Source organism: Streptomyces sp. SPB162 (genome assembly GCF_029504575.1).
In the GTDB taxonomy this organism is placed as follows: Bacteria; Actinomycetota; Actinomycetes; order Streptomycetales; family Streptomycetaceae; genus Actinacidiphila.
Genome location: NZ_JAQFII010000001.1, coordinates 5,267,055 through 5,288,595, shown reverse-complemented (window position 1 = coordinate 5,288,595; position 21,541 = coordinate 5,267,055). Strand labels below are relative to the sequence as shown.

At 72.0% G+C, this 21,541-nt stretch carries 18 protein-coding genes and 1 pseudogene; 5 read left to right on the top strand and 14 right to left on the bottom strand.

From position 1 onward, the window contains the following. Nucleotides 1–75 precede the first annotated feature (75 nt). Nucleotides 76–1,107 (top strand): LuxR C-terminal-related transcriptional regulator, encoded by a 1,032-nt coding sequence (locus M2266_RS24235; RefSeq protein WP_277440083.1) that lies wholly within the window; start codon nt 76–78, stop codon nt 1,105–1,107. Nucleotides 1,108–1,137: 30 nt separating this feature from the next. Here M2266_RS24235 and M2266_RS24230 read toward each other — a convergent pair whose 3' ends face one another. The 9 genes and pseudogenes from M2266_RS24230 to M2266_RS24195 all read right to left on the bottom strand — a co-directional run bounded on the left by M2266_RS24230 (nt 1,138) and on the right by M2266_RS24195 (nt 12,395). Beyond that, on the bottom strand, nt 1,138–1,986 hold the full coding sequence (locus M2266_RS24230; RefSeq protein WP_277440082.1) for a 4'-phosphopantetheinyl transferase superfamily protein: 849 nt from the start codon (nt 1,984–1,986) through the stop codon (nt 1,138–1,140). A 64-nt stretch (nt 1,987–2,050) separates the two neighbouring features. Beyond that, nucleotides 2,051–2,305: a phosphopantetheine-binding protein gene (locus tag M2266_RS24225; RefSeq protein ID WP_277440081.1), complete on the bottom strand. Its 255-nt coding sequence runs from the start codon at nt 2,303–2,305 to the stop codon at nt 2,051–2,053. Beyond that, nucleotides 2,302–4,257, bottom strand: a complete 1,956-nt coding sequence (locus M2266_RS24220) for an HAD-IIIC family phosphatase (protein ID WP_277440080.1) — start codon at nt 4,255–4,257, stop codon at nt 2,302–2,304. The genes M2266_RS24225 and M2266_RS24220 overlap by 4 nt, the downstream gene beginning before the upstream one ends. 49 nt (nt 4,258–4,306) lie before the next feature. Beyond that, nucleotides 4,307–5,347 (bottom strand): 3-oxoacyl-ACP synthase III family protein, encoded by a 1,041-nt coding sequence (locus M2266_RS24215; RefSeq protein ID WP_277440079.1) that lies wholly within the window; start codon nt 5,345–5,347, stop codon nt 4,307–4,309. Then, on the bottom strand, nt 5,323–8,364 hold the full coding sequence (locus M2266_RS24210) for a beta-ketoacyl synthase N-terminal-like domain-containing protein (protein WP_277440078.1): 3,042 nt from the start codon (nt 8,362–8,364) through the stop codon (nt 5,323–5,325). The genes M2266_RS24215 and M2266_RS24210 overlap by 25 nt, the downstream gene beginning before the upstream one ends. After that, nucleotides 8,361–8,657: an acyl carrier protein gene (locus M2266_RS32440; RefSeq protein ID WP_346780929.1), complete on the bottom strand. Its 297-nt coding sequence runs from the start codon at nt 8,655–8,657 to the stop codon at nt 8,361–8,363. Before M2266_RS32440 ends, M2266_RS24210 begins: the two co-directional genes overlap by 4 nt. Then, nucleotides 8,615–9,757, bottom strand: a complete 1,143-nt coding sequence (locus M2266_RS32435; protein WP_346780928.1) for an acyl-CoA dehydrogenase family protein — start codon at nt 9,755–9,757, stop codon at nt 8,615–8,617. The genes M2266_RS32440 and M2266_RS32435 overlap by 43 nt, the downstream gene beginning before the upstream one ends. 155 nt (nt 9,758–9,912) lie before the next feature. Continuing rightward, nucleotides 9,913–10,218 (bottom strand): annotated as a pseudogene (locus M2266_RS32430) (acyl-CoA dehydrogenase); the annotation flags it as partial. Nucleotides 10,219–10,574: 356 nt separating this feature from the next. Next, nucleotides 10,575–12,395, bottom strand: a complete 1,821-nt coding sequence (locus tag M2266_RS24195; protein ID WP_277440077.1) for a fatty acyl-AMP ligase — start codon at nt 12,393–12,395, stop codon at nt 10,575–10,577. Between the two features lie 385 nt (nt 12,396–12,780). Between M2266_RS24195 and M2266_RS24190 the strand changes: the two genes are divergently transcribed. Both M2266_RS24190 and M2266_RS24185 read left to right on the top strand, forming a co-directional pair. Next, nucleotides 12,781–13,788: a LuxR C-terminal-related transcriptional regulator gene (locus M2266_RS24190; RefSeq protein ID WP_277440076.1), complete on the top strand. Its 1,008-nt coding sequence runs from the start codon at nt 12,781–12,783 to the stop codon at nt 13,786–13,788. Nucleotides 13,789–13,942: 154 nt separating this feature from the next. Continuing rightward, nucleotides 13,943–14,134 carry a hypothetical protein gene (locus M2266_RS24185; protein ID WP_277440075.1) on the top strand — a complete coding sequence of 64 codons (192 nt, stop codon included), beginning with the start codon at nt 13,943–13,945 and terminating at the stop codon, nt 14,132–14,134. Nucleotides 14,135–14,437: 303 nt separating this feature from the next. On the opposite strand, the gene M2266_RS24180 is transcribed toward M2266_RS24185, so the two are convergent. The 3 genes from M2266_RS24180 to M2266_RS24170 form a co-directional block, all read right to left on the bottom strand. Further along, nucleotides 14,438–15,073 (bottom strand): hypothetical protein, encoded by a 636-nt coding sequence (locus M2266_RS24180; RefSeq protein ID WP_277440074.1) that lies wholly within the window; start codon nt 15,071–15,073, stop codon nt 14,438–14,440. 279 nt (nt 15,074–15,352) lie between these two features. Next, nucleotides 15,353–15,841 (bottom strand): glutathione peroxidase, encoded by a 489-nt coding sequence (locus tag M2266_RS24175; RefSeq protein WP_277440073.1) that lies wholly within the window; start codon nt 15,839–15,841, stop codon nt 15,353–15,355. Between the two features lie 31 nt (nt 15,842–15,872). Beyond that, nucleotides 15,873–16,523: a pentapeptide repeat-containing protein gene (locus tag M2266_RS24170; protein WP_277440072.1), complete on the bottom strand. Its 651-nt coding sequence runs from the start codon at nt 16,521–16,523 to the stop codon at nt 15,873–15,875. Between the two features lie 99 nt (nt 16,524–16,622). Here M2266_RS24170 and M2266_RS24165 point away from each other — a divergent pair, with 99 nt between their 5' ends. Together M2266_RS24165 and M2266_RS24160 are read left to right on the top strand one after the other, a co-directional pair. Continuing rightward, entirely contained in the window at nt 16,623–18,008 is a 1,386-nt protein-coding gene (locus M2266_RS24165) for an FtsW/RodA/SpoVE family cell cycle protein (RefSeq protein ID WP_277440071.1), read from the top strand. Further along, nucleotides 18,005–19,456: a penicillin-binding transpeptidase domain-containing protein gene (locus M2266_RS24160; RefSeq protein WP_277440070.1), complete on the top strand. Its 1,452-nt coding sequence runs from the start codon at nt 18,005–18,007 to the stop codon at nt 19,454–19,456. The genes M2266_RS24165 and M2266_RS24160 overlap by 4 nt, the downstream gene beginning before the upstream one ends. A 24-nt stretch (nt 19,457–19,480) precedes the next feature. Here M2266_RS24160 and M2266_RS24155 read toward each other — a convergent pair whose 3' ends face one another. Both M2266_RS24155 and M2266_RS24150 read right to left on the bottom strand, forming a co-directional pair. Further along, nucleotides 19,481–20,251 (bottom strand): polysaccharide deacetylase family protein, encoded by a 771-nt coding sequence (locus tag M2266_RS24155; RefSeq protein ID WP_277440069.1) that lies wholly within the window; start codon nt 20,249–20,251, stop codon nt 19,481–19,483. 106 nt (nt 20,252–20,357) lie between these two features. Then, the gene (locus tag M2266_RS24150) at nt 20,358–21,497 is read right to left on the bottom strand and encodes a CapA family protein (protein WP_277440068.1); all 1,140 of its coding nucleotides are present in this window, start codon (nt 21,495–21,497) and stop codon (nt 20,358–20,360) included. Between the last annotated feature and the right edge of the window lie 44 nt (nt 21,498–21,541).

Here is a 21,541-nt window from a genome sequence, read left to right as displayed (position 1 = left end):
TCCCCGCTCCAAGGCCAACCCGATGGCCTAAGCTTGCATGGCAGCAACTTCACAGCTCACGGGGGAGCGCCACGGATGGCCGGAAGCGGCAATTCCAGTTCGGAGTTCGCCGAGTTGGACGACTTGAGCGCTGCCGCTTACGGGGCCGCCGTCGAGTTCGGACGGTTCGACCGGGCGGACATCGCGGAGCGGCTCTCGCTCACCACACCCGAGGTCGACCGGGTCGAACACGTCCTGCGCCTCCTGCATCTCCTGCAGCCGATGCCGGGTGATCCCGATGTGCTGGTCCCGGTGGGTCCCGACGTCGCGGCCGCGGATCTGGTGGGGTCCGCCGAGCACCAGATCCGGGATCTGCAGCAGGCCGTCACCGACGTGCGGTCGAAGCTGCTCTCGCTGATGCCGCGGTACTTCGAGGGACGCCGGATGCGCAACCGGCTGGAGGCCTTCGACGTGATCAGCGACAAGGACACCATCCAGTCGATGATCAACCATCTGACGCAGCAGTGCCGCAAGGAGCTGCTCACGGTGCAGCCCGGCGGCGCCCGCTCCTCACCGTCGCTCGCGTCGGCCCGCCAGCGCGCGCTCAACACGCTGGACCGGGGGGTGCGGATCCGCACCATCTACCAGCACACCGCCCGCAGCGACCTCGCCACCAGGGCGTACGTCCGGGACATCTCCGCCGAGGGCGCCGAGGTCCGCACCGCGGACGAGCTCATCGACCGCATGATCATTTACGATCGGGAGACCGTCTTCCTGCCGGAGCGCAAGGCCGCCTCGAAGACCCCCGGCGCGGCGATCGTCCGCGAACCGACGCTGGTCGCGTTCCTCTGCGCGGTCTTCGAGCACCTGTGGGACGGCGCCACCCCGTTCAGCCCCGACAGCCAGTCGACCTCCTCGGGCACCGATGACCTGCGCGCGTCGATCATCCGGTTGATGGCCAAGGGGTACAAGGACGAGATGGTGGCCCGGCGGCTCGGCATGTCGGTCCGCACCTGCCGCCGCCACATCTCGGAGATCACCGAGCAGCTCGAGGCCACCAGCCGGTTCCAGGCGGGGTTCAATGTCGCCCTGTCCGGGATGCTGGACCAGTTCGGCCTGAAGGACTGACGTCCGCGGGGACACAGCCTCGAAGAAACGTCACTCCTCCTCATTGAGCGCGGCGGTGATCGCCTCGGCGGCGTCCTGGTCGAGCATCGTCGTGATGTCGGTGTCCAGCACCGCGCCGAAGCCCGCGTCGTACACCGCCGCGCTCACGCAGTAACCGGTGTCGAGCAGGAAGGTGCGGAACGCCCACTCGGAGCCGGTCCCGGCCGTGCCGTCCGGGCGCTGCACGCGCACCGGCTTGCCGTCGGGGCCGAACCCGAACTCGCTGAACCGGAACTGCATGCCCTGCCCGATGGCCTTGCTGTACGCCTCCTTGAGCGTCCACAACCGCACCAGGCTGGGATTGCGCTGCTCCTGCTCCAGCGAGGCGAGGGTGACCAGCTCGTACGGGGTGCAGACGTGGCGGCCCAGGCCGCTGCCGTACATCTGCCGGTCGGTCCGTTCGGCGTCCACGCCGATCAGGCCGCGGGTGGTGAGGCCGACCAGCAGCAGGTCCTCGGTGTGGCTGAGGCTGATGTCGATCTGGTCGCAGCCGCGCAGGTACGGGCGCCCGGTCGGCCCGTAGGCCAGCTCCAGGTCGTCGGGGTCGCCGTTGAGCACCGCGCCGGCGGCGTACTTCAGCAGGATCCGCGAGGCCGCGTAGCGGCCGCGGACGGCGGGGTGCGCGAGGTCGAGATAGCGCGACCAGTCCCGGCCGAGCAGCGCGCGCAGCTTGTCGCCCTCGGGCAGGTCCGGCTGCAAGTCGGCCAGCTGGGCGTAGATCAGCGCGGTTCCGTAGGCCGTCAGGTCGGCGCGAACCCTGTCCCAGGCGGCACCCCTCGCGCCCACCTCGACCGGCTCGCCGAGGGGTGGGCCGAGAGTGGAGTTCCCGGGGACGGTCATCCTTGCTCCTCCTGAAGGTGGTTCGACAGCGGCGGGGTGTTCTCGGTGCGCGGTGGCGCGGGTCCTACGGCGACGTGGCTCTCGCGCCGCCGGCGACCAGGGCGTGGATCTGCTGGAAGGTGCGGGCTTCCAGCACCGCCCTGACGGGTACCCGGCGGCCGGTCTCGTCCTCCAGGAGCGACACCAGCCGGAGCAGGTGCAGCGAGTCCCAGCCGTCGACGTCCGCCAGGTCGGTGTACGCGTCCCGGTCGGACAGTTCGAGTCCCAGTTCGCTGCGCAGCAGCCGCAGGAAGCCGCCCAGGTCGTCGATGCCGCTCATCCGCGGCCCCCTTCCGGTCCGTCGAGTCCGGCGAGTCCGGCCAGTCCGGCCAGTCCGGCGAGTCGTTCGAGCCTCGCGTCGATGGCGAGGTGGTCCGGCACCGGGGGAACCGTCCGCAGGTCATGGCGGAACACCAGACCGTCGCCGTCCTCACCCACCTCCTCGAAGCCGAGCGAGGGGTAGAAGTCCCGCACCCGGTGGTTCTTCGCGGTCGGCCGGTAGCGGGCGTGCACCGCGCCGAGCCCGGCGTCCCGCGCCCGCTCCAGCAGGACCGCGACACAGCCCTGTTCGATGCCCCTTGCCAGAACGCGGCAGCTCAACCAGATGTTGTCCAGATGCAGCCCGTCGGCCGCTCGATGGCCGAGTATCGCCCCGACGAGCCCGTTGTCGCCGAACCGGTCGGCGGCCCGCGCGGCCAGCACCAGGTGCCGCGGATCGGCGGCCCGTGCCTCCAGGTCCGCCTGGGGCGGGCGCAGGCCGGTCAGGTTGAACTGGTTGGTGCGCTGGGTGAGCTGGGCGAGCCGGGCGAACTCGTGCCCGAGCGGCGCGCTCAGTTCCACCCGCACCTTGAGCTCGCGCAGGAAGTCCGCGGGCGAGCCGCTGCCCTCGCGCAGCTCCCGGCGCTCGCGCTCCACCCGGTACCGCCCGGTCCTGGCCCGGTCCTCGTCCGTCAGCCGGGGCGTGTCGAACCAGCCGTCGGCCAGCAGCCTCGTCACGTGCAGTGCGGGCTCGTCGTCGAGCGGGACGACGGCGACCTGCGGGGCGCCGTGCCGCACCTGGGCGCGTTCGGCCGGGGAGTCGTCGGCGAAGACGAGGGAGTCGAGGCCGATGCCGAGCCGCTCCGCGATCTCGGCCACATTGCCGTCCTTGGGCCGCCAGTTGGCGTTGACCTGGACGAAGTCCTTCTCGCGCAGCACCATGTCGGGGTGGTCGCGGAGCACGGCGGCCACCGGCTCCGCGTCGTTCTTGCTGCTCACCGCGAGGAGGACGCCCTGCGCGCCGAGCTGTCGCACGGTCCGCTGGAACGCCCCGAACGCCTCACCGCGCAGCGTCCCGGCCGCCGCGATCCCGTCCGCTCCCGCGTCGCCCAGGATGCCGTCCCAGAGCGTGTCGTCCAGGTCGAGCACCAGGCACTTCTTCGTCATCCCGCGCAGCGACCTGGCGAGGTGGGCCGCCTCGCGGGCATAGCCGGCGAGGAGCGGCGCGGTGTACTGGGCCTTGGCGTAACCGGCCAGCCGCGGGTCCGAGACGGGGCCGGTCTCGGCGATCAGCGGGTCGAGGTCGATGACGGCCAGCCCCGGGAAGCGCTCGGTCAGCCGCAGCACCGCCGCGTTGAACTCCCGCCACACCGCGCCGAGTTGCGCGCGCGAGCGGTGATCGACGAGCTGGTGGGTGTGGCGGCGCAGCAGCGGCAGTGTGTTGAGCACCAGCGTCCCGGCGGGTTTGGCACGCTCGGCGTGTCGGGCGGCCAGTGCGGTGAGCCGCTCCAGTACGTCGTCGGCGGCGCGGGACAGTGCGGCGACGTCCCAGGGCAGCGGCACCTCGGAGAAGACGGTCTCGGCGTCCAGCAGGCAGAGCGAGAGGTCGGCCGCCAGACCGTGGAAGAGCCCCTGCTCGGAGGTGAGGTCGTGCAGATAGGCGCCGTGGTCGCCGAGGACGGGGTGCAGCAGCAGTCCGTGCCGCGCCAGCTCCGCCGTGAGCGGGTCGACGAGCTGCGCCACGGTGGACTGACCGGTGACGGCGACGGTGACGACAGGGGTTTCCGGGTGGGCGGCCAGGACGGCGGCACGGTCGAGGCCGGCGAGCAGCCGGCCGGCGCGCGGCAGATCGGCGGCGCCGGACGTGCCGGGGTCGTCGGTGAGCTCCGCGAGCAGCGGGGCGACCCGGTCGTACTCGGCCTCCAGCCGCCCGAGTGCCTTGAGCTCCCGCAGCCGTTCCAGTCCTGTTGTCATGTGACGCAATCCGTCCTTCTCAGACCTGGTCAGGCCTTCTCAAGCCTTCTCAGGCCTTCTCCAGGGCCAGCCCGGTCTTGATCCACTTGCTGGACTCCACCGCGACGGCGAGCGCGCGCTGGCCGGACCCCAGCTCCGGCAGCAGTCGTTCGATCTGCTGGAAGGGCAGGGCGTTACCGGTGTTGCCGGTGTCGGAGACACAGCTGATCTCGCGGGCGCCGGGCACCGCCATGTGCTCCACGATGCGCTGCGTCATCCGGGTGGACAGCTGAGGCGGCAGCAGGAAGTCCAGGTCCTCGACCTTCCAGTCCAGCAGGCCCAGGAGGTCCCAGAGGATCTCCACGGCCATGACCGGGACGCTCTCCTCGATCTCCTTGTAGTCCTCGGAGATCATCTGGCGTTCGCTGTGCCGGTCGGTGGTCCCGTACCAGTCGATGATCTGGCCGGGCGGGCGGCCGAGCCCGGCGAAGCGGTTGAGCACGCCGCGCAGCGCGACGCGTTCGCCGGCCGGCTCCGCGGTGAGGACGGCGGCGCCCGCGCCGTCCCCGAACAGCACGTAGTTCACCAGCTCCTCGGTGGGCATCCGGCTCAGGTCGCGACGCACGTCGAGATGGCGGTTGGTGACGTCCCCGCCGATCACCAGCCCCGCGCCGCTGCCACCCGCGATCAGGGAACGTCCCAGGTCGATGGCTTGCACCGCGCCGGAGCAACCGGCCTGGAGCTGGTACGCGGGCAGGTAGTTGAGCCCCAGCCGGTCGGCGACCCGGGCGGCCGTGGTCGGCAGCAGGGTGTCGGGGGTCGCGGTGGCGAGGACGAGGAACTCGATGTCGGAGGGGTCGAGACCGGCGCCGGCGATGGCCAGGTCCCCGGCTTCCGCGCACAGGTCGGTGAGGCTCTGGTGGACCTCGCCGGTGGCCAGGTCCCAGGCGAAGTGCCGGGTCCTGGTGCCGACGAAGATGTCGATCCACTCCTCGCTCACACCGAGCAGCTTCCCCAGGGTGGCGTTGTCCACCGGCACTCCGGGCAGCGCTGTACCGGCGGAAGCCAGGTACGCCGTCGCCCCCGTCACGGCGTACGCACGCTGACGCACTCGGTCAGGAACTCCGCCAGCGAGCCCACGGAGCGCAGCGCGGGCAGCAGTTGCTGCACGGAGATCTCTCCGGCGTCCGGCAGCCGCGCCTCGATCCGGTCCTTGAGCTGCATGATCATCACGGAGTCGAACCCCAGATCCTCGTAGAACCGTGCCGAGCGCACGACCTGCTCCAGCGGATAGTCGCCGACCTCCGCGACCGCCTCGATGACGGCGGACAGCACCGGCTCCCGCTCCCGCGACAGCGTGTCCAGCCGGGCCGGCGCAGCGTCCGGCCCGGCGAACTCGGCCGGCAGCGCGGCCGGCGGGCCCAACGCGAGGGCGGGCTGCGCCGGGCGCACGACGGGCTTGGCGCTCCGCCGCCCGGCGGGCTCGGCGGGCCCGGCGGGCTGCCGCTCGCCGGGTTCGGCCGGCTGGTGCCAGAAGCGGTGCCGGTCGGAGAACACATAGGGCCGCAGCCGTTCGGCGGTGCGCCGGCGCGGTGCGTAGAGCGCGTCCCACTCCGGGTCGAGCCCGGCCCGGAACAGCGCGGCGACCAGCTCCGCCAGGTCCCGGCCCGACGCCTCGGCGCCGGGCGCCGGGTGCAGGAACTCGATGTCCCCGCGCAGGCCGGCCCGCCCCGCCAGCGGCAGCAGTTGTGGCTTCGGGCCGATCTCGATCAGATGGGTGGGGGCCAGCGCCTCGTTGAGCGCGCCCAGCGCGGACGAGAAGAGCACCGGCTCGGCCGCCTGGCCTGTCCAGTACGCGCCGTCCATCGGCTCGTCGCGCAGCATCCGCCCGTAGCGGGTGGAGGCCAGCGGCACCTGGGGCGGCGCGGCGTCGACGGTGCCGGCCGTCTCGGCAAAGCCGGGCAGCACCGGGTCCATCAGCACCGAGTGGAAGGCGTGCGAGACCTTCAGCGGGGTGCAGCCCACCCCGCGGGCCCCGAGCTGCTCGCGGATCCTGGCCAGCGCCGTCAGGTCGCCGGAGAGCACCGAGGCGGCGGCGCCGTTGGCGGCGCCCAGGCCCACCAGTGGTTCGTCCGCGAGGAGTTCGCGCAGATCGTCGGGGTGCGCCCGCACCGCGAGCATCCCGCCGCCCGCCGGCAGCGCCTCCATCGCGGTGCCGCGGGCCGTGACGAGCGCGGCGGCGTCCCGCAGACCGAGCGCCCCGGCGGCCACGGCCGCCGCGAACTCACCGATGCTGTGCCCCAGTACGGCGCCGGGCCGCACCCCCAGCTCCTGCAGGTAGCCGGTCAGCGCGTACTGCACGGCGAAGACGGCCGGCTGGGTCCAGCCGGTGCGGTGCACCCGCTCGTCACGGCCGAGCAGCAGTTCGGTGACCGACTCGCCGAGGTGCGGTTCCAGGGCGCGGGAGGCCTCGTCGAGGTAGTGCCGGTAGAGCGGTGACTCGCGGTACAGCCGGCTGGTCATCCCCGGGTACTGGGCGCCCTGGCCGGTGTAGAGGAACGCCACGACCGGCGGTTCCGGCGGCTCCTGCACGCCCTCCCCCGCCTCCGCGGCGGCGTCCAGCGCGGCGGCGAGCCCCGCGGTGTCGTCGGCCGGGATCGCGATCCGGTACGCCATACCGGTCCGCGTCACGTTGCTGGTCCAGCACAGCGGGGTGACGGGCTCCTGCACACGGGCCGCGAGCGACCGGGCCTGGACCACGAGGTTGCGGCGCAGCGCCTCGGCGCTGGGCGCGGTCAGGGTGAACACGCCGGGGTGCTCGCCGCTCCCGCCGTCCTCGGTGTGCGTGTCCCGCACAACGGCGGGGGCCGGGCGGGGCGCGGAGGACAGCACCACATGGGCGTTGCTGCCGCCCATGCCGAAACTGGAGACGGCCGCGAGCATCTCCCCCTCGGGCAGCGGCAGGGGTTCGGTCAGCAGCCGCAGGCCGTGCGAGGACAGGTCGAGTCCCGGGTGCTCGCCCCCGGCGGTCCTGACCGGCGGGACCAACCGGTGCTCCAGAGCCAGCACGGCCTTGATCAGGCCCGCGATGCCCGCCGCGCCCTCCGCGTGGCCGATGTTGCCCTTCACCGAACTGATCGCGCAGGGTTCCGGCCGCAGTCCGCCGTACACGTCACCGAGCGCGCGGGCCTCGATGAGGTCGCCGACCGGGGTGCCGGTGCCGTGCGCCTCGACCCACCCGACCCGCTGCGGCTCCACCCCGGCCCGCCGGCAGGCGGCCTCGATCACCTCGCGCTGGGCACGCCGGGACGGGGCCATGATGCCGTTGCTGCGACCGTCCTGGTTGACGGCGCTGCCCAGCAGCAGCGCCCGGACCGGGCGGCCCGCCGCGCGGGCGGCCGCCGGCCGCTGCAGCACGACGGCGCCGACTCCCTCGGCGCGGCCGATGCCGTCGGCCTGCGCGCCGAAGGGCTTGCAGCGGCCATCCGGGGCGGCGAGCCCCGACTGCCCGTAGATCTCGTCCAGGACGTCGGACATCACCAGGTTGACCCCGCAGGCCAGGGCGATGTCGCACTCGCCGGACAGCAGCGCGCCCATCGCGAGGTGCACGGCGATCAGCGCGGAGGAGCAGGCGGAGTCGACGGTGAGGCTGGGGCCGCGCAGGTCCAGCTGGTACGAGAGCCGGTTGGCGAGGATCGCCCGGCCGGCGCCGGTGCCGGTGCGCGGGGTGATCGCCGCGTCGTCGGCCAGCCGCAGCCGGGACCAGTCGTCGGCCATGGCGCCCACGTAGATGCCGGTGCCGCTGCCGGCCAGGCTTCTGGGGTTGATGCCGGCGTCCTCCAGGGCGCGCCAGGCGGTCTGCAGCAGCAGCCGCTGCTGCGGGTCCATCGCGGCGGCCTCGGCGCGGCCGATGCCGAAGAAGACGTGGTCGAACGCGTCGGCGTCGTCGATGAACCCGCCGTCGGGACGGGCGACGGGCCCGCTCGTCCGGCGGGTGTCCCCGACCCGGCGGGAGGCGGGTCTCGGCCCGACGCCGTCGGCGCCGGCGGCGAGCAGGTCCCAGTAAGCCCCCGGGTCGGGGGCCCCTGGGAAGCGGCAGTCCAGGCCGAGAACGGCGATCGGGTTCACCGCGGTCCACCCCCCGGCGTGTTCCGTGTCCAGCCCGCCGTGCCGGGATCGTCGCGGGGGTCGGTCGGATCGCCGCCCGCCTGGTTCCCGCCGATCGGTTCGCCGTAAGGGGCCTCCGTCAGCGGGCCGGTGGCGCTGCGGGCGGACTCGGAGGCCAGATAGCGGGCGAGGGACTGCACCGTGGGGTGGTCCCAAGCCACCGTCGGCTCCAGGTAGAGCCCGAATCCGTCCTCGATGTCACCGAAGATGCTCAGCGCGGCCACCGAGTCGATGCCGTACTCCGCGAAGGGCACGCTGATGTCGATGTCCGCCGCGGGCCGTCGCAGGTACTGGCCGAGCTTCTCCAGGAGCCACCCGCGAAACTCCCGCTCCTGGACACCACTGCCGGGAACCACCATGTCCGACTCCTCTTGTGTGTCTCGGTGCCGCTCAACCGGCCGGGGAGGGGGCTGTCGTAGAGGTCGTAGCTGCGCTCGCCGTGGTACCGGTCGAGGACCTCGCCGAGCAGCCAGTCCACCTCGTCCCTGGTGCGTTCCGGGACGGGCAGGCCCAGCCGCCGGGCGATCCGCGCGAGCGCGGCCGTCGGCCAGGCCGGGTCGGCCAGGAACGGCGAGCCGCCCCCCAACTGTTCCCGCCAGACGTTCAGGACGGCGGATCCCGCGAGCACCAGGGCGTACCGGTCGGCGAGCGCGTAGGCGTGCGGGCTGGCCAGTACGGTGCGGTCCTCGGGCGGCATCTCCGTGCACTCGCCCTGCAGTTCGCGCAGCTCCTCGACGAGGATGCGGACGAGTTCGATCAGCGCGGCCGCGTCCGTGCCGCCGCTGCCGGTGGCCCGCAGCCAGTCGTACCCGCTCACCAGGGACGCCGCGAGGGCGTCGCCCTCCGCAGCCAGCGACAGCCGGCTCGTGTCGAGCGGCGGCAGCCCCTCCCAGCTGCGGAAGAGCGAGGCGGGCGCGGGCTCGCCCGCGAACCACGACTTGCGGGCCAGCCGCGGCAGTTGCGGGATGATCGTGGCCTGGCAGGCGGCGGTCCCGGCGTGTCCGAGGCTGGTCATCGGCAGGTCGCGCACGTGCTTCTGGAAGATGCCGTACTCGCCGTTGCGCACGTAGAAGTTGGCGCCCAACACGATCGACAGGTCGTAGGTGGCGTCCTGCAGCAGTTTGGGCACCAGGTACTTCACCACCGCCGCGTACACGCTGGTCTGGCCGGGCAGCAGATGGACCGCCCGGGTGGCGGCCAAGGCGAGGGAGTCGCAGATCAGCAGGTCGGTGAAGGCGCCGGCCACGGTCGACCTGGCATGCGGGATCTCCAGCACGGAACGGCCGTACAGCTGCCGGTCGACGGCGAAGCCGACCACGGTGCGCAGCGCCGTGTCGGCGCCCGCCAGCACCATCGCGGGGATGGCGCTGCGGGTGATCTGGAAGGACCGCAGGGCGATCTCGATACGCCTTCACCCAGGCCGCCGACGAGCGCGTCGCCGGGCAGCGGGCAGTCACGGAAGTGGAAGCCGCCGATCTCGCAGCCCTTCACCCCGACCGTGCGGTAGCGCGGCAGGTGCTCGAACCGGTCGGCGGGCAGCACGCTCTTGTCGACGAGCAACACGGAGTGGCTGCGGGCGCCGGCCTCCTTCGCGGTGCGGCTGAACAGGACGAGCGCCTCGGCGCGCCCGGCGTTGTTGATCACTTCCTTGCGGCCGTCCAGCCGGAAGCCGGCGCCGTCGGGCAGCGCCGTGAACTCGTTGCGGACGAAGTCGTTGCCGTGGGCCAGTTCGTGGTACGCGATGGCCAGCCGGCCACCGCCCAGCAGCAGGTCGGCGGTCCACCGGCGCTGCTCCGGAGTGCCGGCCGCCCACACCGCGACCGCGGCGAGGAACGAGGTCACCCCGTACCCCAGCGCGAGCGAGGCGTCGCGGCGGAAGACCGGGCGCAGCACCCGGGCGAGGGTGTCCACCCGGGCGAGCCGGCCGCCGAGGTCCTCGGGCACGAACTCGTGGTTCAGCCCGAAGCCGGTGAGCGCGTCCTCCGCCGAGGGGAGGAGCTCGCTGCGGTCGTCGGCGGCGAGCAGCGCGTCGTGCCCGAAGGGGTTGTCCGGGTCACGGGGGTCGCCGAGCAACTGCTCCAACTCGGCGACGCGCGCCTGCACCGCAGCCTCACGCTGCTGCGGTGCGGGCGCCTCGACGAGGGAGGCGGCAGTGCCGGTCACGGGCCTGGTCACCACGGCCTGCCTCTCCCACCGGCCGGTTCCGGTTGCAGCAGGTCCTCACCGAGCAGGGTGTCGCGGGCCCGCACCACGGCGTGCACGGCCGGGTCCAGCGCCTCGTACTCGCCGCGCAGCTCACCGTCGAGGAAGAGCTGCCGCATCAGGGTGCGCTGCACCTTGCCGCTGGTGGTCCTGCGGACCGTGCCCGGCCGGACCAGCAGGACGTTGCCCGCCGGGATGTTGAAGTCCTGGCCGATCATCGCCTGCACCTGCTGGGCCAGCGCCCGCAGGCTCGCCGCGCTCGCGCCCTCGCCCTTGACCTCCTGCACCACCACGAGCTGTTCGCGCCCGGCCTCGACACTGAAGGCCGCGCCGGCACCGTGGCTCAGCGCCGGGCTGGTGGCGCGCACCGCGAACTCGACGTCCTGCGGGTACACGTTCCGCCCGTTGATGATGATCACTTCCTTGAGGCGGCCGGTGACGAACAGCTCGCCGTCCTCCAGCACGCCGAGGTCCCCGGTGCGCAGGAACCCGGTCTCCCCGTCGTTCAGGGTGCCGTGGAAGGTCGCGTCGGACTCCTCCGGCCGCTGCCAGTAGCCCTGGGCGACGCTGTCGCCGCGCAGCCAGATCTCGCCGACGGCGCCGTCCGGCAGCTGCCGGTAGCCGGCCGGGTCCACGATCCGTACGTCGAAGTCGGTGACGCGGCCGCTGCTGACCAGGTTCCGCTGCGGGCTGCCGGGCTCGGCCGCCGCCAACTGGTCGCGTTCCAGGGCCTTGGTGTCCGCCTGCTTCTCGGTGAACGGGGCGTCGGGGACGCCGCCGGAGACGATGAGGGTGGCCTCGGCCAGCCCGTAGCAGGGGTACAGCGCCTGGGGCCGCAGCCCGGCGGGGGCGAAGCGCTCCGCGAACGCCCGCAGGGTGTCGGCGCGGACCGGCTCCGCGCCGTTGAGGGCGAGCCGCCAGCGGGAGAGGTCGAGGGCCTCGATCTGCTCGTCGGTGACGCGGCGCAGGCACAGCTCGAAGCAGAAGTTGGGGCCGCCGCCCGCGGTGACGCCGTACTCGTCGATCGCCTGCAGCCAGCGCACCGGCCGCTTGATGAAGGAGGTGGGCGACATCTGCACCGAGGAGCTGCCCAGCCACAGCGGGTGCAGCAGGTGGGCGATGAAGCCCATGTCGTGGAAGTGCGGCAGCCAGCCGCCGAACCGGTCCTCCCGCGTGGTGCCGAGTGAGCGGCCGATGGCCGCCTCGTTGGCCAGCAGGTTGCGGTGCGAGACCATGACGCCGCGCGGGTCGGAGACCGAGCCCGAGGTGTACTGCAAAAACGCCAGGTCGTCGGGGCGGGCCGCGACGGGCTGCCAGGCAGCCGGGTCGCCGAAGCCGGTGTTGTCCGTGGCCAGGCAGACCACGTCCTCGCGGCGGGCCCGGGAGAGCCACAGCGCGATGTCGGGGGCGTTGGCCCGGTCGGTGAGCACCAGGCGCGCCCCGGAGTCCCGGATCACCGCCGAGGTACGGCTCAGCCGCTTCTCCTGGCCCGCGTCACCGGGCAGCGGCGCAGGCACCGCCACCGCTCCGGCGTACAGGCAGCCGACGAACGCCTTCAGGAACTCGGCGGTCGTCGGGTACAGGAGCAGCACCGGCTGTCCCTCGACCCCGCGCAGCTGCAGGACGGAGGCGATCCGCCGCGCTTCCCGGTCCAGCTCCGCGTAGGTCAGATGCTCGGCCGCCATGGCCGGCCCCGCGTCCCGCAGGAAGACGTGGGCGTCGGCGTCGGCGAGCTCCGCGGCCCGTTCCAGGACAAGCTCGGTGAAAGTGGCGAAGCCTGACAATGACATCCCCTCGACATCCCCTCGCGGCGCAACCACCGGCCCGCTGACAGCCCGGCGTGGAACGGGTCCCGCTCATCTCGTCGGATCGTCCGTGGCCCGGCTAAAGCAGCGGTTGCGCGAACCGGTTGACATGACCGGCCGGCGGCCCAGAGGATGGAAATTCGGTGGGTGACATGCGTCACCGGCCCTGCGGAGCGAACCCCGGCAGCCCCTGGAGGGGCCCGTGCACAGCCCGGCGTACCGGACAGCGTTCTACCACCCTCACCCGCGGAGACCGGCCGAAACGGCCCGGTCGCGGCGTATGACCGCGTCGACCGGCCATCTCACGTCGGCGGGCCACTGGCATATGGCACAACCGTTGCTAAAGTCGCCTCTGGGCGAGGGGGTAGCCATGGCTGTGACTGTTCGAGGCGGGGCGGCGGAATCCGATGATGTCGGACTTGCCCTGTACCAGGCATTGCGTGATCAGGGGTCGTGCCCGCCGGCCGCGGCCGCGGCACGGCTGGGTCTCAGCGCCACCGAGGCGGCGAACGGCTGGGCGGAGCTCCGGGAACTGGGGCTGATCCGCGCCGGACGCAGCGCGGAGGAGGTCGACCCCGTGGATCCGGACACCGCGCTGATCAGCCTGCTGGACCGGCAGCGGGCCGCCCTGCAGGCGCAGCGCGAGGAACTGACGGCGATCGTCAGGGCGTCGGAATCCCTGATGGAGCGCTACCGTCCCGCCGTCCAGCGGGACGCGGCGAAGGTCGAGGTCGAGATCATCACCGGCGACGGCCGCAAGCGGCAGATGGTCGGTGACTACTACGCCACCCTCACCACCCGTTCCCGGTCCATGCATCCGGGGCCGCTGCCGCCCGCCGAGGTCCTGGCCGAGTCCTTGCAGGGTGACGCCGACATGGTCAAACGCGGCATCCGGGTCCAGGCGATCTACACCCAGGGGATCAACTCGGCGCCCCGGCAGCGCAAGTACCTCTCCGAGCTGGCCTCCGCCGGCGTGGAGGTGCGGCTGGCGCCCCAGGTCCCGCTGGACCTGAGCATCGGCGACATGCACACCGCGATCCTCGCGGCCAACCCCGACAACCCGTCGGAGGCCGCGCTCCTGGTCCGCGGTACGGCGCTGGTCCGCACCTACAGCGCCCTCTACGAGGACTGCTGGTTGCGCTCGGTGCCGTACTCGACCAAAGTGGCTGACCGGTTCGACTCCGCGAGCGAGCTGACCGAGCAGCACCGTACGGCCATGCGTCTGCTGGCCAACGGCCTCACCGACGAGCGGATCGCCAGGAAACTGGGCATCTCACTGCGCACCGTGAGTCGCCTGGTCTCCGAGGTGATGAGATACCTGCAGGCCGAGAGCCGTTTCCAGGCCGGAGTCCTGGCGGTCACTCATGGTTTCATCTGACCTCATGACCTTCCGATACGCGCCATTGCGCACTTACGCACCTGCCCGAACTGGCCACTTGCCGTCCATTTTTGGCACTCTGGGATTGCTACAAGGGCATCCCGAACCCGTGAGCAACTTCCTGCGTTCCCAGACAAGGATCACGATGTCGAGCATGCAGCACCTGACCAAGGTCACAGCGGTCGCAGCCCTGGTGCTCGCCCTTTCCTCAGCAGGCGGCACCGCCATGGCCGCGACGCACGACTCCGGCACGGAGTCGCAGCGCACGCCACAGAGCGGCAGCCAGCAGCTGTGGGATCCGGCAGCCGCACCTGCCATCTGGGTTCCCGCTTCGGCGACCGCCTGACAACAGACCTTCCCCCCTCCCCCACAGCGCTGTACGGTTCGCGGCCATGCCGCGGGCCGTGCAGCGTTTTCTGCGTCCGGTCGCTTTTCGGCCATGCAGCAGCGATTTTCAGCCATATCGCTGGGAGGGACGGCTCCGCGGGTCGCGCAGTCCGTCAGAGGGAGCCCGGCGTGACACAAGGACGCCCTTTCAGCCACAACAGCTGTTCCCGGCCACGGTCGTACCGAGTCTTTTCAGCCGTTCTCACCGGGTCGGCCACGGACCGCCGACGGCCCGCGCCGAGCCGGTGCGGACCCGCCGCGCTCAACCCGTCGTAAGGCGGTCGCGGCCCAGCGTCTGCAGAACGTCCTCCTGGGCGTAGAAGACCTGCCGTCCGTCGCGCTTGCGCCGCCACTGGTGCTCGTTGGCGAGCCAGTAGACGGTGCCTGCGGGAATCCGCCAGGCCGAGGAGATCTCCCGCGCGCTGAGCCCGGGCGGAACCCCGTCACCGGCCCGGCCGCGGTACAGAGCGCGCCAGCGCTCCGGCGGCCACACGTGCGCGCGGTCCGTATCGCACTCCACAGCCGGGGGAAGCGTGGAGCCGGGTTCACGGACGACGGCGGTGAGACGACCCCGGCAGGACTGCGCGATGCAGGGGCCGACGGGGATGCGGCGCTCCAGTCGGGGGCGGGCGATCTTCATGCACCGGCGCACCAGCGCGTCGACCTCCGCCGCGGCGTCCTCGGCCGCGGGGTGGACGGCCAGCCATGACAGATGGCGTCGTAGGAATGCGGCGAGGGCCGGCACCGTCCGCAGGGGGAGGCGGACGGTGCGGCCCTCGACTATCAGATCGGCCCAGGAGGCGAGGGTGCCTCGGATGTCGGCGCGCGCATCGACAGCCGGCCCGTTCAGCGGGATGCCGGGCCTGCCACCTGCGGTGACACGGTCGCCACCGTCCACAGCCGGAACGAGCGCAGCCTCCAACTCGCCATATACCCGGGGAAGCAAGGCGAGTTGCCGATCCAACCGCTCCTGGCAAGGGAGGCACAGCGCAGGATCCGTGTCCACGCAAAGATGCCCGGTACGGAATTCGCTCTCCTGCACTCCGCTGTCCCTTCCTCGCCGAGGCGGTAAGAAGAGAAAAGCAGGAGACCGACCGCCCCGACAATGAATAGCAACGTGCCGGATCGCGCCATGGCGTGGCCTCGCCCGTAGCGGCCCCGCAGCGATCTTGCGAGGTCAGGCGGGCAGCACGGCCTCGAGGGCTTTGACCAGCTCAAGGGCCTCGGGCTCGGTGCGCGGGCGGAACCTGGCCACCACCTCGCCGTCCGGGCCGACCAGGAACTTCTCGAAGTTCCACTGGACGTCCCCGGCCTCGCCTTCGGCGTCCTTCGTCTGCGTCAGCTCGGCGTACAGCGGGTGCCGGTCCTCACCGTTCACGTCGGCCTTCTCCAGGAGCGGGAAGCTCACCCCGTAGCTGGTGGAGCAGAAGGTCTGGATCTCCTCGGCGCTGCCGGGCTCCTGGCCCGCGAACTGGTTGCTGGGCACACCGAGCACGGTGAAGCCGCGCTCCGCGTACCGCTGCTGCAGCCGCTCCAGTCCCTCGTACTGCGGCGTGAGTCCGCACTTGGAGGCGACGTTGACGATGAGCAGCGCCTTGCCGCGCTGATCCGCCAGCGAGGCGGGCTCGCCGGACAGGGTGCGCAGCGGGATGTCGTACAGGCTCACAGGGGTCTCCTACTGTCCTTGGGTACCGGGACTACATGTCCTTGACGGTGATGCCCAGGTTCTGGGCGAGCGCCGGGGCCAGGTCGAAGAGCTGCAGAGTGGTGATGAGGGCACCCTTGAGCGCTTCGTGGCCGTCGGCGAGTTCGAGGGTGGTGGCGCCGCGCAGATCGGTCTTCTTCAGCGTCGCGCGGGCCAGGTGGACGCGCTCCAGCCGGGTGCCGGGGAAGGTCACCCCGGTGAGCTTGGCGCCGCCGAGATCGACATCGCGCAGCACGCAGTCCTCGAAGACCACGTCCTGCAGCGTGGTGGCGCGCAGGTTCACCGAGTCGAACTTGCACCGGCGGAACACGACGCGCCGCAGCACCGAGCCGTACGCCTCGATGCCCGCCAGGGCGCAGGCGGTGAACGTGGTGTCGAGCCAGGAGGACTCGGCGAGCGCCGTGCCGGTGAAGCGGGTGCCCTGCGCCCAGACGTCGTTGAAGCGGGCGCCGCGCAGCGGGGTGCCGGTGAAGCCGCAGTCCGTGATGGCGCATTCGAGGAAGTGCGCCCCGGAGGCCTTCTCGTCCTCGAAGGCGAGCCGGTCGAAGTGCACGGTGTCATACCGCACGTCGACCTCCAGGCCGCCCTCGTGCGGGCGCAGCAGGTCGGCGAAGGGCAGGTCGGCGAGCTCCTCGGGTGGCATCACATCCCGCAGCCTACGTCCCGGCCCCGACAGCGGGGCGCGCGGTCCCCATCGTTCACATAAGGGACATCTGCCCCGTTGCTTGCTACGTTGCAGCCCATGAGCGCAACGATCACCGACGCTCCCCCGCCCCTCGTCCTGCTGCCGAAGCGGCGCGGCGTCGAGCTCTCCCTGCTGGTCGGTGCGGTCCTCATCTCGGTGTACGGCTACGCGGAAGTGGGGCTGGCCAGGAACGGCGCCGTGCCCCCCGACGCGGCCGGGTACGGGGCGGGGCTCGGCATCCTGGCGCTGCTCGCCCACGCCGCGGTCCGAGCCCGCGCGCCCTACGCCGATCCGCTGCTGCTCCCGATCGCCGTCCTGCTCAACGGGGTCGGGCTGGTCTTCATCTACCGGCTGGACCTGGAGCCGGTACTCGGTCCCGAGGGCGCTCCCGCCCAGCTGGTCTGGTCGACGCTGGGCATCGGGCTCTGCATCGCGGTGGTCCTGGTGCTGCGCGACCACCGGGTGCTGTCGCGCTACGCCTACCTCTGCTGCGCCGCCGCCCTGTTCCTCATGGTCGTCCCGATCTCCTTCCCCGCGATCAACGGCGCCAAGATCTGGATCAGGTTCGCCGGCTTCTCGATCCAACCCGGCGAGTTCGCCAAGATCCTGCTCGCGCTGTTCTTCGCCGCGTACCTCGCCACCAACCGCGACGCCCTGGCGTACGCGGGCCGCAGGTTCCGGAAGCTGCAGCTGCCCACCGGCCGGGTGCTCGGCCCGATCGCGACGATCTGGCTGCTCAGCGTCGGCCTGCTGATCGCCGAGCGGGACCTGGGCACGTCGCTGCTCTTCTTCGGGCTCTTCGTGGTGATGCTGTACGTCGCGACCGGGCGGACCGGCTGGATCGCGGTGGGGCTGCTGCTGTCGACGCTCGGCGCCTTCGCCGTCGGGTCGGTCGAACCGCACGTCCACGCACGGGTGGAGGACTGGCTGCACCCGTTCGCCGGCATCGAGGCGGGCGGCGGCCCCAACCAGCTCGCCCAGTCGCTGTTCGCCTTCGGCGCCGGCGGCATGCTCGGCACCGGGCTCGGGCAGGGCCACTCGTACCTGATCGGCTTCGCCGCCAAGTCCGACTTCATCCTCTCCACGGTGGGCGAGGAGCTGGGCATGACCGGACTGACCGTGCTCCTGGTGCTCTACGCGCTGCTGGTGGCCCGCGGCTACCGGGCGGGGCTGACGCTGCGCGACCCGTTCGGGCGGCTGCTGGCGATCGGCCTCGCCTCGATCCTGGCGCTGCAGGTCTTCGTGATCGCGGGCGGGGTGATGGACCTGATCCCGCTCACCGGCATGGCGATGCCGTTCCTCGCCCAGGGCGGGTCGTCCGTCGTCACCAACTGGATCATCGTCGCGCTGCTGATCCGGCTCAGCGACAGCGCGCGCCGCCCACTGCCCGACGACGACGAGGCCGCGGGCGGGGACCCGGGCGCGGACGGGGGCGCCCCGTGATCCGCTACATCCGGCGGGCCGCCGCCTGCTCCCTGGTCCTGCTGGTCGCACTGCTGCTCAACACCGGCCGGGTCCAGCTCTTCCAGGCCGACGCGTACAACGCCAATCCGGCCAACCGGCGGGCCCTGATCGCCCGCTGGGACCAGCCGCGCGGCGACATCCTCGTCGCGGGCAGGCCCGTCACCGGCTCGCGTGCGACCGGCGACCAGTTGACGTATCTGCGCACCTACGCCCAGGGGGCCCTGTACGCGCCCGTCACGGGCTTCGCGTCGCAGATGTACGGGGCGAGGCTGCTGGAGGGCACCGCGGACGGCGTGCTGTCCGGCGCCGACCCGCAACTGGCCTCGCTTCCGCTGTGGCACGAGATCACCCGCGCCCGGCAGCGGGGCGGGGACGTCCACACCACCATCGACCCGGCCGCCCAGCAGGCCGCCTTCGCCGGGCTCGGCGACCGCACCGGCGCGGTGGCCGCGCTCGACCCGACCACCGGGCGGATCCTGGCGCTGGTCTCCACGCCCTCCTACGACCCCTCGGGCATCACGGGCACCGGCCGGGCCACCGGCGCCGAGTGGGCCCGGCTGAACGCCGATCCCGAGCAGCCGATGCTGGACCGGGCGATCCGCCAGACGTACCCGCCGGGTTCGACGTTCAAGGTCGTCACCGCCGCCGCGGCGCTGGAGAGCGGCAAGGTCACCGATCCGAAGGCCCCGACCAGCTCGCCCGAGCCCTACACGCTGCCCGGCACCACGACCCGGCTGGAGAACGAGGCGCCGGGCTGCGCCGACGCCGGGCTGCTCGTCGCCTTCACCGTCTCGTGCAACACGGTCTTCGCGAAACTCGGCGTGGACGTCGGACTGCAGGGCATGGTCAGGCAGGCGCAGGCGTTCGGCTTCAACGACCGCGGGCTGCGGATCCCGCCGAGCGTCGCACCGAGCAACTTCGACACCAGGATGGGCCCGGACCAGGTCGCCCTCTCCTCCATCGGCCAGTTCGACACCACCGCGACCCCGCTGCAGATGGCGATGGTCGCGGCGGCCGTGGTCAACAACGGCGAGCTGATGTCCCCGTACCTCGTCGACCGGATCACCAACTCGCACGGCGTCACGGTCTCGGCCGCCGCCGGCCGGCTCCTGCACCAGGCGGTCGGCTACGGCACCGCCGTGCGGCTCCAGCAGATGATGGAGGCGGTCGTCACCAAGGGCACCGGCACCAACGCCGCCATCCCCGGCGTCACCGTCGGCGGCAAGACCGGCACCGCCCAGCACGGCGTCGGCAACAAGGGCATGCCGTACGCCTGGTTCATCTCCTACGCCAAGGCCGCCGGCGGCCGCCCGGCCGTCGCGGTGGCCGTCGTCGTCGAGGACGCCGAGGCCGTCCGCGCCGACATCTCCGGCGGCGGCAGCGCGGCCCCCATCGCCCGCGACGTCATGCGGGCCGTCCTGGGGTGACCCGCGGGCCGTTGAAGCCGGAGGCTAGTAGATCTTCGGGAAGCTGAACGCGTAGCCCTGCTGCCGCAGCCACGGGAGCACCTTCTCCAGGGCCGCGACGGTCTGCTCGCGCTTGCCGCCGCCGTCGTGGAAGAGGAGCGTCGGTCCGCCCGCCACCTCGTGCTTGACGGTGGCCACGATGGCGCTGACCCCGGGCTTCTCGAAGTCCTTGGAGTCCACGTTCCAGCCGAGCGGCCGCATCCCGTGCGCCGCCGCGAGCTGGCGGCCGAAGGGGGTGAAGGCGCCGCCCGGGGCCCGCCAGTACTGCACCTTCACGCCACCGGACGCCTCCTCGATCATCCGCTGGGCGTCAAGGATCTCCTGACTCTGGTACGCCTCGGACTTCTTGTCCATCGCCGTGTCATGCGTCATCGAGTGGTCGCAGAGCCGGTGCCCGGCCGCCACGATCGCCTTGATGAGGTCGGGGTGGGCCTTCGCCTGGGGACCGATCACGCAGAAGACGGCCTTCACGTCGTTCCGCTTCAGCACCTCGAGCACCTTCGGCGTCCACGTGGGGTCGGGGCCGTCGTCGATGGTGATGTTGACGGCCTTGCCGCCGCTCTCCGGCACGTGCACGATCTCGATCGGCACCGGCCGGGCGGGCTTCGCGTCCACCGTCGGCTTGGACTCCTTCGCCTGCGCCTGTGCCTTGTTGTACCCGGACACCGCCAGCGCCCCGGCTATCGCGGCTATCAGGGCGATGACCGATGCCACGGTTATCGCTATGTTCCGCTGGCTCGCGGTGAGTCGCGCCATGGGTTGAGTCCCCTTCTCTCGTCGCGTCGCAGCACGGCAGGACTGAACACACAGCCAAACCCCCGCACATCTGCAGTGATAGATGCCGGTGACGGCGCGGCGGTTCCTACTTTTTCGGCGCCGCTGACAATCCCGTGCAGCCGCGCAGCCCGGCACGGCGGTCGTTGATGCGCTGGGCCGCCGCTGCCTCCTGGGGCATGGGCACACCGCGCTGGTCGACGAGGGCCGGGGTGAAGCGTTCGCCGGCCACCTTCCCCTTGGCGATCGTCAGGGTGGTGATGCCGGTGTCGTTGGAGTTCGGGTACGGCGAGGTGCCGTACCAGAGCAGGTTGCCCATCCCGTAGGCGACGTAGGTCTTCCGCATCATCCCGGAGCCCAGCATCACGTGCGCGTGCGTGCCGACGACGGCGGTCGCCCCGGCGGCGGCCAGTTTGGCCGCGATGGTCTTCTGCTCGGGGCCGGGGCAGGACTGCCCCTCGGTGCCCCAGTGCAGATAGACGACCACGACGTCGGCCTTCTTCCTGGCCGCCTTGACCGCCGCCACCAGTCTGGTCTGCTCCAGCGCCGTGGCGATGCCCGGTTTGGTGGCGGTGGCACGCCAGTTCTGGTTGGTGATGTCCTGCACCTGGCTGGCCGCGAGGACGGCGAGCCGCACCCCGCGGATCGTCTTCAGGTACGGACGGTAGGCCTGGGCCTCGTTCGCGCCGATGCCGACGACCGGGATCGGCGCGTCCTTGACCGCCGCGAGGGTGTCGGTCAGCCCCTGCGCGCCGTAGTCGACGGCGTGGTTGTTCGCCATCGAGACCGCGTCCACGCCCGACTTCTTGAGCACGTCGAGTGCGGTGGCGGGGGTCCTGAAGTGGTACTTCTTGGCCTGCGGAGTGCCCCGGACGGTGATCGCCGTCTCCAGGTTGACCATGGAGAAGTCGGCCGCCGCCAGGGTCGTGGAGAGCGGCCCGATCGCCGGCTCCGTCATCCCGTTGGTCAGCCGGGGCTCGGTGCGCTCCGTGAAGTGCACGTCGCCCCCGAACGCGAGGGTGATCGTCCCCGGCGGCAGCGGTATCTTCGGCTCCGGCGCCACCGAGCCCTCCGGCGCGCCGTCCACCTTCGCGGTGGGCGTGCCGGAGATCGGCGCCAGTACCTCGGGCGACGGCTTCGAGCCGGATCCACAGGCGGCGCCGAGGGTCAGCAGTGCGAGCCCCAGCGCCATGCGTGCGCGCCGTCGCGCTCTCGGTCCTTCAAGCATCGAGCAAGCGTACGACTACCGGACGGGTGTTTCGGACACTCCGG